The sequence below is a fragment of the Anaerostipes faecalis genome (genome assembly GCF_018982945.1).
Lineage (GTDB): Bacteria > Bacillota > Clostridia > Lachnospirales > Lachnospiraceae > Anaerostipes > Anaerostipes faecalis.
Window position 1 is genome coordinate 143330 of sequence record NZ_JABRXE010000002.1, and the last position, 13695, is coordinate 157024.

A 13695-nucleotide genomic window follows, 5' to 3' on the forward strand; every position below is an offset into this window, starting at 1 on the left:
AATCTTCCCTTCTTCTACTTCTGAAGTAACGTTACTGCCTGCTGAATCTTCTCGGGTTCTTTCTTGAATAGATACTCTCCATTTCGGACAGATGCCAGAACTCCTGCTCTTTCACAGATAGCGTCAAATTCGTTTTTGGCATCCAGCACAATAAAATTGGCAGGTTTTCCCTCTTCAATACCATAATGATCCATGAGATTCATAGTCTTTGCACCATTTATCGTCACAAGATTCAGATCATTTTGAATTTCTTCCGGAGACATCATCTGTGCAATATGAATTCCATGATCTAAAATATTCATCATATTTCCATTTCCCAATGGATACCAAGGGTCTGACATAGAATCCTGTGCGAAACAAACATTGATTCCATTATCATTTAATTCTTTTACCCTTGTGAGCCCTCGACGTTTTGGATATGTATCCTGACGACCCTGAAGATAAATATTTTCTGTCGGACAGGAAATAAAGTTTATTCCAGACTGCTTTAACAGTTTCATCATTCGAAAAGCATAACTGTTGTCTGCAGAGCCGAAAGAACATGTATGACTGGCAGCTGTCTTTGTTCCAATACCTTCTATAAGGACCAGTGCATTTAACAATTCCAGAAACCGACTCTGGACATCATCCGTTTCATCACAATGAACATCAATCAGTTTATCATATTTTACAGCAAGTTCTACAATTTTATGAATGGATTTCTCTCCAAATTCTCTTGCAAGTTCATAATGAGGAATCCCACCTACACAGTCAGCACCCATTTTCAATGCTTCTTCTACCAGTTCATCTCCACCTTTATATGCATACATTCCTTCCTGTGGGAATGCTACGATCTGTAAGTCTACAAGGTCTTTCACTGTCTCTTTTACTTCCAATAAAGCTTTCAATGAAGTCTGATTTGGATCCGTCACATCCACATGGGTTCTCATGCACTGAACACCTTGCAGCATTTCTTTTTGAATTCCTTTGATAGCACGTTCTTTTACTTCTTCAACCGTTTGCTGTTCTTTAAATTCACTCCATCTTTGGATTCCTTCAAATAACGTACCCGTTCCGTTGGTTTCTCCAATACTGGCTGTAAAAACATAATCTAAATGGATATGTGGATCTACATATGGTGGAATTACCAGATTTCCCTGTAAATCAATAGTTTCACATTCTGCAGGAATTTCCTTTTCAATCTGCTGAATCATTCCATCCCATACCAAAAACTGTACCAGTTCTTTTTTCCCTTTTAATCTTGCATTTATATATTTTTTCATATTGACTTCCTGCCTTTGTTTATTCTTAAATTTATTTTTCATAATAATATAGAAAAAGTTTTCTAAACAACAAAAGGAGCTGAAGTCTTATACTCCAGCTCCTTTGCCGTAATCTTTTATTTTTCTATGGATGAAGAATATCACTATTCCTGCTGATTCGTCAATACAATTGTTTAAAAAAAGAAATATTTATCTCTGAATAACAAAAAAACTGTCTTTTCTTTGTCTTATTGAAACAAAAGAATATTTATTATCAGATCTTTAATTATTTTTTCAATTGTTTCATCCAGTCAATCATTTCTTCACCGGTTGCCATTGCTGCTAATGCACCTTCCTTTGTTGTTGTATAAGCTGCATATGCATTGGCAAAATCAAGATATTCATATAATTTTTCTTCTGATACTGAATCCAGATTCTTTACCTGATCTCTTAAAATACAGAATAAGAAAGCACCAATAAAAGAATCTCCTGCTCCTGTTGTATCACGTACTTCAATAGTATATCCCGGAGCTTCTACCATACCATTTTGGGTGTAGATTTCTGCACCATCTTTTCCTTTCGTGTAAATCACATATTTTCCACGACCGGAAAGCAATTCAGGTACTGCATCTTTGATATCTGAATACCCTGTAATAAATTCCAGTTCTTCATCAGAAATCTTAATAATATCAGCGTACGGCAGAAAATCATTAACCGTCTTTTTTAACTGATCCAGATCATCCCATAGTGAAAAACGTAAATTAGGATCAAAAGATACCATAACATCCTGCTCAATTGCCATCTCGATCAGCTTCTTATGAGCTTCTTTCATAGGAGAATCCACCAAATCTACACTACAAAAATGAATCATTCCACAATCATTGAGAATATCTTCTGGGATATCTTCCACACTGTAACGTAAATCTGCACTGTTTTTTCTATAAAATTTAAAATCACGATTTCCATCTGCTGCCAGGGAAACAAATGCAAGTGCAGTTTCACCTTCCTGATCTCTGGCAATATTAGATGTATCAATTCCTGCTTCATCCAAAACTTCTACAATATAATCACCAAATGGATCATCTCCAAGTTTTGTTAAAAATTTAGATGGGATTCCAAGTTTTGTGACTGCTCCTACTACATTTGCAGGTGCTCCACCTGCCACCCTTGTAAAAGATGGTACATCCTTCAGTCTTTGACCTTTTAACTCTGGAATAAAATCAATAAGAGCTTCTCCAATTCCACATAATCTGTTATTCATTACATCCTCCTTCTATAGAAAATGACTTTAATGGATAAACTGTCATTATGCCTTCACATTGTCCCAAAATTGAAATTCTTCCTTCCATACTGTAAATCCTTGATGTAAAAACTTCCTCTCCATGATTTACGAAAATTTCCAAAGATGTCGTATCAGCAAAAATCTGAAGATGCTTCAGGGATCTTACATGAACCTTTCTGGTCTCCCTTCCTGATCCAAATGCACCTAAATCTAATGTAAGGATTTCATTTTCATAAAACAGTGTAATGCCTTCTCTTAATGTCATTTTCATGTTAATGCATTTATTATACTCCACATTAGCCTCATAAACAACATTCCCTAAAATAATTTCCTGTCCATCATAAAAAGAACAAACGGATTTATCATGGCTTCGAAGATTATGAAGTTCTTCGATCGGTTCCTGAATCAATCGATCATTCTTTATTGAAAGTTTCCTTGGAATGGTCAGAGCATGCTGCCATCCATCCTCTGTAGTTGGATTTGTATAATCAGCATCTGGAATTCCCATCCAGCCTATCAGTATTCTTCTTCCCTGCTCATCTTCAAATGTCTGTGGTGCATAAAAATCAAATCCGCGATCCAATAGTTTAATATCTGTAATGTCATATTCATCTGTATCAAAATCGTAAGAAAGTTTCATAACTGTTGTCTGATGAACATTTTCAAAGTCAATTCCCTTCTGCTCTACTCCCTGAGGACAGCAAATAATAAACAGCTGTCCATCCAGTTCAAATACATCCGGACATTCCCACATATATCCAAACTTTTCTCTGGTAGTAATACGATTTTTATATTTCCAGTTTTTCATATCATCTGACACATACATCAGAATCATTCCGACTCCACTTTGATCTCTTGCACCAAGAAACATATAGTACTTATCACCACGCTGATAAATCTTAGGATCACGGATATGATTACTCATATCCTTTGGATAATCATCCGTTGTCATCAATAATTCTTTTTCTGAAAATTCAAATCCATCTTTACTGGTCACTAAAATCGTATTACTTCCACGTCCGGAATTAATATAGTCATAATCATCACGGTCAAAATACTTAATATTTCCCGTATAGAAGAAATATATAGTATCATCTTTAATAAACGCTGAACCTGAGTATACTCCATGTCTGTCTATATCTGAATCCGGAAATAATGCCGGTTCATGTCTTTGATATTGAATAAAATCTTTGGTTGTATAATGTCCCCATAATTTCAGCTCGCCAGTTGGTTCAAAAGGTGTATATTGATAAAAAATGTGATAAGTTCCTTTAAACTGGCATAATCCATTGGGATCGTTCAGCCATCCTGTCTCCGGCATCAAATGAAATTTTAATCGTTTGGGATCTTTTGCAACTTTTTGTCTATATTCTTCATTTTCTTTATACCATATTTCATAATCATGTTTTAGAACTTTTTCATATTTTTTCAACATCTTTTTCCCTTTCTGGATCTATTTTATCAACATAACTTCTGTATCATTATCTGCCACACCATTCGGTTTCAAGATAACTTCTTTTCCATTATCTTCTGCAACTACAAGCATTGTCTGTGCCTTATATCCTTTTTTTACAACTAGATCCGCATCAAAAGTTATAAGTTTATCTCCCTTTTTCACTCTTTGTCCGGCTTCCACATATGCTTCAAAACTTTCACCTTCCATTTTTACAGTATCAATTCCGGCATGAATAAGAATTTCAGCTCCATTATTCAGTGTCATTCCTATAGCATGCTTTGTTGGAAATACAAGACTGATTCTTCCATCTGCAGGTGCATAAACAACTCCTTCCTCTGGATTGATTGCAACACCATCTCCCATTGTCTTAGATGAAAATACCGGATCTTCAGACTGATCTATAGGCACTACTTCTCCCTTCATTGGAGAATATAAAGTAACTTCGCTTTCTAAAACTACTTCTTCTGTTTCTACAGTTTCTTTTGTTTCAATTGTTTTTGTTTCCTGTTCTTCTCCTTCAATATTAAATTTCTTCCAGAAAATCATAGTCAATACTGCTGAAACTGCCATGGAAATTACCAGACCAAGTCCAAAGTTCAAATATGCCTCCGGTTTCATTGAAATAAATCCAGGAATACCTGCTGCTCCTAATGCCTGTGCCAGAACTTTTGTCGCTGCACAATATGCACTTCCCGCTGCAGACCCGATAATTGCTGCATAGAATGGATATTTTAATTTCAGAGTTACACCAAACATAGCTGGTTCTGTAATTCCAAGCAATGCAGAAACACCAGATGCAGAACAAATAGATTTCATTTTTTCATTTTTTGTTAAGAATAATACTGCAAGAACTGCTGCTCCCTGTGCCACATTATTCATACTGGCTGTTGTAAAGATAAAACTTCCTCCTGTATGAGCAACATCTGCAATCAGCTGTGTTTCAATTGCAATAAAGCTGTGATGCATACCTGTCAGACAGATTGGTGCATAAGCAAGTCCAAATAATCCGCCTCCAATAAACCCTAATGTATTGTATACCCATGTAATTCCAGCTGCCAGAAGATTTCCTGCTTCTCTTAATACTGGTCCTACACAGATAAATGTTAAAAAGGATGTAATCATAATGGATAACAACGGTGTTGTTAAATTATCCAGCCAAGTAGGTGTTACTTTATGTAATTTTTTTTCTATTGTTGCAAGAATAAATGCTACTGCAAGTACAGGAAGTACTGTTCCCTGATATCCAATAGCTGCAATCTTAAATCCAAAAATATCCCATACAGGTGCTTCGGCTACCCCGATACTGTAGGCATTCAGCAAATCCGGATGCACCATGATCATTCCCATTGCAGCACCAAGATATGGATTTCCACCAAATTTTTTGGTTGCACTAAATCCAATTAATACAGGTAAAAATGTAAATGGTGCATTTGCAAAGGTATTAATTGCCGTTGCAAGCCCTTTCCACTGCGGATATAAATCAATAACTGATTTTCCGTCAAATAGTCCTGAAGTCAGAATGTTATTTAATCCCATTAAAAGACCGCCTGCAACAATTGCCGGGATAATCGGAACAAAAATATCACTGAGCATTTTCACAAAACGCTGTAAAGGATTTCCTTTTTTTTCTTCCTCTTCATCGGCTGATTCAGTTTCAACCAGATTACCCAATTGTTTCTGCACTTCATCACAAACAAGATTTACAAGTCCAGACCCAAAAATAATCTGGAACTGTGACTGTGTAAGGAATACTCCTTTTACTCCCTCCACATCGCTGATTGCATCTTCATTTCTCAGATCATTATTTTTAAGCTGTAAACGTAATCTAGTTGCACAATGCTGAACACTTTTAATATTTTCTTTTCCGCCGACATTTTCAATTACCTGACTGGCAATTTTTGCGTAATCCATATCTTCTCTCCTTTAAAAAATTATTTCGTATTTTTATGGTATCGGTTCCATATTTGTATTATATATTTCTTTTTCTTTTTTGTCAATTCTTTTATGGTATCGGTTCCATATAATTTTAAAAAAAAGAAGAAATCATTATTTCTTCTTTTTTACGCTTGTCCCTTCAATGAATTCGTATTCTACAATCTGTTTTTTAGATACCGGTTCTCCTTTAATCATTTTTAAAACAGTTTCCGCTCCCAGATATCCCATCCCGTAGGAATCAAATTTCAATGTGGTAAGCTCTGGTGTAAGTAAGCTGCTTTCATCATATCCTCCAAAACCTGTTACCGAAACATCTTCCGGAATTTTTTTCCCTTTCTTCTGGAGAATCTTATATGCTCCAAAAGCCAATCTGTCTGTTGCACAAATAATAGCATCTACATCTTCAACCGCTTCTAAAATTTCCCTGGTGACTTTCTGTCCTCCAATAAAACTGTAATCACTTTTCCCCACGATAATATCTGTAATACCATATTCCGCAAGTCCATCCATAACGCCTTGCTTTCTCCTGATTCCTACAGCTTCATCTGTCTCATATACTCCGATATATGCAACTTTTTTATGACCGTTTTTCCCAATATATCGACCCATATATCTTCCTGCGTTATAATCATCATCAACAATAGAAATACCTTCTTCGTAATCCTGTGCAAGAACAACGATTGGAATCTGTGCTTCTTCAAATATTTTTTTATGTTCCTTGGTAATAGATATAGAACTGATTAAAATCCCATCCACATTCAGATTAATAAGACGCTGAATATTCTGAAGTTCCAAATCGATATCATGATCAGAATTTTTTATTAATGTTGTATACTCTTTATCTCTTAGATAACGATCAATACTGGTAATAACCCGGCTTGTGATTTTTGAATTTAGTGTGGGAACAACAACTCCTATCACATTGCTCTTTTTTGCCTTTAATCTGGCAAAAGCATTTGGTTCATAGTTATACTCTTCAATAACCTTTTGTATTTTTTCTTTGGTGGCCTGTTTTACATATCCGCCATTAAAATAGCGAGATACAGTACTTTTTCCTACTCCGGATAATTCTGCGATATCCGCCATAGTCATTTTTTGCTTTGCCATAATATCTCCTTTACTACAAACAAATCAAATGATAGTCTATCTCTGCATTTTCAAGAAGCTTTAACATCTCCTGACGGCACGTAAAGAAAATAACCTGCCTTTTTTGCTGTCTGTCTAGAAATGCCAAAGTTCTCTCTATTCTTTCCTCATCGTAATTTCCAAACACATCATCTAAAAGTAATGGAAATCCATCCTTTTCATATAATAAATCTGCCGTTGCTATTCGAAGAGCAAAATAAAGCTGTTCCACTGTACCATTGCTCAGGTATTTCATATCTATATAGTCAAAATCTCTTTTTACCATAATATTCATAGATGTATCCATAACGACTTTTTCATAGTAATTTCCTGTCATCTGAGAAAAAGTTTCCGAAATTTTTTCATTCAGATCATCTCCAAAAGTTCTCTGAACATTTCCAGCAGCCTCTTGAATGGCATGAATGGCAGTTTCTATTCTATGGATTTCCTGCTCCAACCGATTTCTCTGTTGGAGACTTTGATTATATTGCTGTTCCAACTGTTCTTTTCGCTTTTTCTCTTCCAGCAGATGTTTCTTTTTCAACTGAAGGATTTCCAAATCATGAAAAATTTCTTTTTTTCGCAAAGCTTCCTCATCAATTCCAAATAACCTTTTTATAAATAATAGAAATTTCCCCAAAATAGAAATTTTCCGTTTCTGGTATAGTTTCCGTTGAAGTTTTTCTTCCTCTTTTTCATATTCCTGCAGCCTGGACTCTTGAAATGGATGTTCTTTTAACCTTTGACGGTATTCTATCACCTGTGCAAATACTACATTCTTTTTTATTTCTCTTCGCTTTTCTTTTAAATAATTGACTGCTTTTCCAATATCCAGTTTTACATTCTGGCTCCTGCTTAGATTTGCCATAGAATTCTGAAGAATCTGCTGCATCTCTTTCCCTGTTCTTATATCTGACTGAGTCATAGATACAGTGTTCAAAAAGGCTTCTTTTGAACTTTCAAATAGAACATCCTTCAGTTCCTTTCCCTGTAAAGGTATCTCCTCCATGGTATCTTCATAAAACAGACGCAGTTCCTGCTGACCAGTTTCCATATTTCTCCAGATGCGATAACGCTGTCCATCATGAGAGATCACCATGCTTCCACCGTACAATCCCCCTTTCAAAGGACGGTATTTTGAATAATCATCGTTTCTCGCTGCCAGACCTCTCCCTTTTTCCAATCCAAACAACATAGCAATGATAAACTTACGTAATGTGGTTTTTCCCGCCTCGTTTTTTCCATAAATCACCTGAATTCCATCAGAAAAAAGAACGTGATAATTACAAAATTTTCCAAATCCACTGATGTTTATTTCCTTTATCTCCATTTTAATTCTCCCTGGATACAGATAAAGCTTCCATAGCATATTCTAATGCTTCCGGTTCATTTTTCAGTAATTCTGCAATATTTTGTATCAAAAGATTGTCCTCCTTAGATAACACCTCATAATCCCATTGACTATCCACATGAAATTGTATCTGTAAAATATAATATTTCTCCATCAGGCATTCAAAATCCAGCTGAACCATGGGATCCTTTGTGCCATAGAAAAAAATCTGATAAATATTATCTTCTCCATAATTCCTGATTTCTGTTTCTACTAAATCAAGAATTTCTTCACCACTCATATCCTCTGAAATATTAATTTCCAAATCTTCATATCTCCGTCTGGCAAACGGCACAAATCTAATAATCTGCTTTTCTTCTGTGATTTCACCTTCAATAAAACCATGTCTTCCTGTTTCTGTCTTTTCTATTGGTTCCAGAGAACCAGCATATGCCATAAGATCTTCAAAGATAATCTCCGGTTTATGGATATGGCCCAAAGCAATATAGTCAAATCCAGACCATTTCAGTTTTTCCCTGGAAATAGGAATATGAGTCTGATCTCCTCCGTGTGCAAGCAAAATATGAATACCATCTTTTTGGGTTGGATGTATATCATCATATAGCGGTTTTGCAATCTGATCCGTCCAATAACTAAAACCATAGACTGTTGTCTCTAAATCCTTAAAATAAACCTTTTCCATAGAAGGACCTTTTAATAATACTGTGTCTGACTGAAAAAGATAATTACTTAACGAATTGTTTTCTGTTAAATGGTCATGGTTTCCTGCAATCCACACCGTCTTTGTATTCAAAAGTTTTGAAAGAAGATAATCCACTTCTCGGACTTCCTGATAAGATGGCAGCTGATGAAAAAAATCTCCAGAAATCAAAAGTAAATCTATCTGATGCTCATTTGCATAGTCTATCACTCTTTGAAAAGTTTCTTTTATTTCTTTTTCCCTTATTATTCCCCATGACTTATCTCGATCCGGCCTTGCACCCCAGTGAATATCCGCAATATGAAGAAATTTCAAAATACCACCTGCCTTTTCTAATCTGTTTTGTTTTCTATTATATCCTAACAAAACTTAAGGGACAAGTCTTCAGATTTTCAGATATTTTTGACATACTCTATCAAAATCTCCATGTTCTTTTTTTTAAAATGAAAAAAATTTATCTTGACATTTATTTTTGTAAGACTATAATAAGTGATAGCAAATCGAAGAAAGTTCACCGAAATTCGTTGAAGAGAACAAAGCTGTTTTTATGCAGATATTCAGAGAGCCTGTGGATGGTGAAAACAGGTATATCGGTAAGGACAGATATCATCTCTAAGAAGCTGGCTGAAATATAAGTAGGTCACGCCGGAATCCTCCGTTACAAGGACGACGTATACTGGTACGTTTAGAGTGCTGCAGAATATTTTGCAGAAACAGGGTGGTAACGCGGATTATTTCGTCCCTTTCAGTTTATATCTGAAAGGGATTTTTTTGATTGAAATGGACTTTTCACCTTTGCGTTTTAAATTACTTTTTAGTTTATATATATCAGGAGGATTATTTATGAAAACATTACAGAAATTCAGCAAATTACTATCTGATTACACTTCCATAGTCGTAATCGCTATTGCAATTGTTACCTTTTTTGTCCCAACACTTATGGGATGGGTCAATTATCAGTTATTTTTGGATCCGGTTTCCAACAAATTTACCAGTCAGTCAATTATCCTTGGTATCATCATGTTTAGTATGGGACTGACTTTAACAACTGAGGATTTTAAAATACTTGCAAAACGTCCTTTTGACATATGTATCGGTGCGGTAGCGCAGTACCTGATCATGCCATTTCTGGCATTTACCGTATCCAAAGCTTTGCACCTTCCAGACGGTATTGCCCTTGGTCTTATTTTAGTAGGATGTTGTCCTGGAGGTGTATCTTCCAACATTATGTCTTATCTTTGTGGTGGAGATGTGGCTTTTTCTGTTGGAATGACTACTGTATCTACTATTTTATCACCAGTTATGACACCGCTTATGGTTTCTTTCCTTGCAAGTGGTACAAAAATATCTATTCAGGGATTTCCAATGTTGGTTTCAATTATCGAAACAGTTATTATACCTGTTGCTATTGGATTTGTTATCAACTATCTTTACGGAAACAAACAATGGTTCCAGGAAATACAAAAGGTTATGCCTGGTGTTGCAGTTATAGGTCTCGCCTGTGTTGTCGGTGGAGTTATTTCTTCTCAGGGATCAAACTTCTTCCAGTCAGGTGTAGTAGTGTTCATCGCAGTACTGCTTCATAACAGCTTAGGATATCTTCTTGGATATACTGCCGGAAAACTTACCGGTATGAATACCGCAAAGAAACGTACTATTTCCATTGAAGTAGGTATGCAAAATGCAGGTCTTGCAACAAACCTTGCAACAACAACCGCCCAATTTGCATCTACACCAGAATCTGCAATTATTTGTGCAGTTTCCTGTGTATGGCATTCAATTTCCGGTACTCTACTGGCTGGATTTTTTTCATGGACAGACAAAGAAAAAGTTTCCGCAAAACACGTATTAAACTAATATTTTATGCACGTAACGGGATTATCCCTTTACTATATAAACTTATATAAATTTTTTAAATGGAGGAATGCAAAATGGCAAAGATTTATTATCAAGAAGACTGTAACTTATCACTTTTAGATGGAAAAACCATCGCTATCATCGGTTATGGAAGTCAGGGACATGCACATGCCCTTAACTTAAGAGAATCTGGATGTAACGTTATCATTGGTCTGTATGAAGGAAGCAGATCCTGGGAAAAAGCTGAAAAACAGGGATTTAAAGTTTATACTTCTGCAGAAGCTGCTAAAAAAGCTGATATTATCATGATCCTGATCAATGATGAAAAACAGGCAAAATTATACAAAGAATCCATCGAACCAAATCTTGAAGCTGGAAACATGTTAATGTTCGCTCACGGTTTCAACATTCACTTTGGATGTATCACACCTCCAAAAGATGTTGACGTAACAATGATCGCTCCGAAGGCACCAGGACATACTGTAAGAAGTGAGTATCAGGCAGGAAAAGGAACTCCTTGTTTAGTAGCTGTTGAACAGGATGCTACAGGAAAAGCTTTAGACTTAGCTCTTGCGTACGGACTTGGAATTGGTGGAGCTAGAGCCGGTGTTCTTGAAACAACTTTCAGAACAGAAACAGAAACAGACCTTTTCGGAGAACAGGCAGTACTTTGTGGTGGAGTTTGCGCATTAATGCAGGCAGGTTTCGAAACATTAGTAGAAGCTGGATATGATCCAAGAAATGCATACTTTGAATGTATCCATGAAATGAAACTGATCGTTGACCTGATTTACCAGTCAGGATTTGCAGGAATGAGATACTCTATTTCCAACACAGCAGAATATGGTGACTACATTACAGGATCAAAGATCATTACAGAAGATACTAAGAAAGCAATGAAACAGATTCTTACTGATATCCAGGATGGAACATTTGCAAAAGACTTCTTATTAGACATGTCTGATGCCGGATCACAGGTACACTTTAAAGCTATGAGAAAATTAGCTGCAGAACATCCATCAGAAGTAGTTGGAGAAGAAGTACGTAAATTATACAGCTGGAGCAATGAAGACAAATTAATCAACAACTAATCTTTCCTTACATAAATTAAGAACAAAGCAAAAACTTTTTACCATCAGCAGGCAGCAGTTGCAGTATCCAACTGCTGCCTGTTCATTTCTTTTATGATACGAATTACTCCTTTTATGTAAAATCTAGGCCTGTCTAATCTTATATTAAATATCGAAATCCCTGTACTATATAGGATAAAAAAGTAATTAATCGTTCTTTTTTACCATCACCCATACGTTCTTCAACAGCATTATTCTTTTTATAATTTTCATTTTCGTCAACTTCCAGGGAACCATCTTTTAACAGATTGAGATTCTGCTCCAACTGTTTTGTAATCTCTTTACCATGAACCACAAGCATAGTTTCTGTATCCACATAAGTACTTCTGCAATCAAAATTATATGATCCTACAACTGCAATATCATCATCGATAATTAGAGACTTTCCATGCGTAGAATGTTTCCCCATATACTCATAAACTTTTACGCCTGTACCCACAATGTTTTTCCTGTTTTTTTTGTAATCTGCTGAAGCACAAATATTATCTCCTGAGGCAATGGAATTCAGAATTATAGTTGTGTCAGGAACTTTTCTTTTAATTTCTTTCATTCCCTTGTACATTTCCTTTGAAAAAACAGCGTATGGTGTATGAATCAATATACGCTGATCGGCTGATATCATCAGCTGCTTCAAAGTTTCCCACACATATGGTTCTTTTCCATAAATATGAGTTGGATTTGTTACCAATGTTGCTTTCTCTATAGATATCGTCTCTTTTTCATAATCATATCCTATATTGTGTATTTTCTCTGCATGCTTTTTCAACTTTTGAATTTGAGATGTTCTTTTTTCTTTTGACCACTTATTAAATTTTGTTTTACAGACATTAAGATTCCATACTTTTCTAAAATAATTTTTCACCTGATTAACAGAACTATCTTTTTCTGACCCTTTATTATATATTAATATTTCCCTATCCAAGCCTAGCGATTTTCCTTTTCTCTGTTCTCCAAGAAAATAATCGAAATTGTTTCTTCCACCCATTAAAAGGTACTGCTGATCTACCACAAGATACTTATCATGAAGGCAACCATGCACTGTCCATGGTTTTAAAAGATTCGGTGTATTATAGAATCGTATCTCCACATTAGGATGACTGCCAAATGCTTTGAAAATATCTCGTCCCTCCATATGAAGAGTTCCATAAAGTCCATCTACCAGAATTTTAACTTTTACTCCACGGTCTGCTGCCTCTGTCATTACTGAAAACATATCTGTTGTGCTATTTCCTTCTCTTATATCAAAAGTCGATAAAATGATTTCCTCTTTAGCTCGTTTTATCATATCAAGTCGCACATCCAGTGCCTCCTTATTGGATTCAATGATTTTGGCATATTCATGACTGCTCCTATTATTCTGATTATAAAATGATGTAACATCTATTTCTTTTTTATAATCTGAACTAACAGATTTCATCTGAATAAATGGTGCAAGCATCCCTATAACAAAGTAAACAACATATGCCAGTAAAGAGAAAACAATTATCTTTAAGACTTTTTTTCTATTCATTCTGTCACCTCCGTCTTCATTCATGGATGATATTTACTACAATTAAAGTAATTTTTTTCATTTTAGATACATTATATCATAAAATCAATTCTTCTTTTGTCTTCAGAC

The 13695-nt window shown here is 35.5% G+C and carries 10 protein-coding genes and 1 other annotated feature; of the genes, 2 read left to right on the forward strand and 8 right to left on the reverse strand.

The features are described 5' to 3' along the window. Positions 1-14: 14 nt before the first annotated feature. The 7 genes from codA to KTB61_RS03720 all read right to left on the reverse strand — a co-directional run bounded on the left by codA (position 15) and on the right by KTB61_RS03720 (position 9405). A complete protein-coding gene (gene codA, locus KTB61_RS03690; protein WP_216696824.1) occupies positions 15-1262 on the reverse strand; it encodes a cytosine deaminase in 1248 nt (415 codons plus the stop codon). A 265-nt stretch (positions 1263-1527) separates the two neighbouring features. Further along, a complete protein-coding gene (locus KTB61_RS03695) occupies positions 1528-2502 on the reverse strand; it encodes a carbohydrate kinase family protein (protein ID WP_075760354.1) in 975 nt (324 codons plus the stop codon). Then, complete coding sequence (locus KTB61_RS03700; protein ID WP_216696825.1) at positions 2495-3958, reverse strand: glycoside hydrolase family 32 protein; 1464 nt, start codon at positions 3956-3958, stop codon at positions 2495-2497. Before KTB61_RS03700 ends, KTB61_RS03695 begins: the two co-directional genes overlap by 8 nt. An 18-nt stretch (positions 3959-3976) precedes the next feature. Further along, complete coding sequence (locus KTB61_RS03705; protein ID WP_216696826.1) at positions 3977-5890, reverse strand: sucrose-specific PTS transporter subunit IIBC; 1914 nt, start codon at positions 5888-5890, stop codon at positions 3977-3979. Positions 5891-6025: 135 nt separating this feature from the next. Continuing rightward, on the reverse strand, positions 6026-7021 hold the full coding sequence (locus KTB61_RS03710; protein ID WP_216696827.1) for a LacI family DNA-binding transcriptional regulator: 996 nt from the start codon (positions 7019-7021) through the stop codon (positions 6026-6028). A 13-nt stretch (positions 7022-7034) separates the two neighbouring features. Beyond that, entirely contained in the window at positions 7035-8369 is a 1335-nt protein-coding gene (locus KTB61_RS03715) for an ATP-binding protein (protein ID WP_216696828.1), read from the reverse strand. 1 nt (position 8370) lies between these two features. Next, positions 8371-9405: a metallophosphoesterase family protein gene (locus KTB61_RS03720; protein WP_216696829.1), complete on the reverse strand. Its 1035-nt coding sequence runs from the start codon at positions 9403-9405 to the stop codon at positions 8371-8373. A 200-nt stretch (positions 9406-9605) separates the two neighbouring features. Beyond that, positions 9606-9837, forward strand: a binding site (T-box leader). Between the two features lie 96 nt (positions 9838-9933). On the opposite strand from KTB61_RS03720, the gene KTB61_RS03725 reads away from it, so the two are divergent. Both KTB61_RS03725 and ilvC read left to right on the forward strand, forming a co-directional pair. Continuing rightward, on the forward strand, positions 9934-10947 hold the full coding sequence (locus KTB61_RS03725) for a bile acid:sodium symporter family protein (RefSeq protein ID WP_216696830.1): 1014 nt from the start codon (positions 9934-9936) through the stop codon (positions 10945-10947). A 74-nt stretch (positions 10948-11021) separates the two neighbouring features. Then, a complete protein-coding gene (gene ilvC, locus KTB61_RS03730) occupies positions 11022-12038 on the forward strand; it encodes a ketol-acid reductoisomerase (protein WP_075760347.1) in 1017 nt (338 codons plus the stop codon). 139 nt (positions 12039-12177) lie between these two features. On the opposite strand, the gene KTB61_RS03735 is transcribed toward ilvC, so the two are convergent. Beyond that, positions 12178-13587 (reverse strand): phospholipase D family protein, encoded by a 1410-nt coding sequence (locus KTB61_RS03735; RefSeq protein WP_075760346.1) that lies wholly within the window; start codon positions 13585-13587, stop codon positions 12178-12180. Positions 13588-13695: the final 108 nt, after the last annotated feature.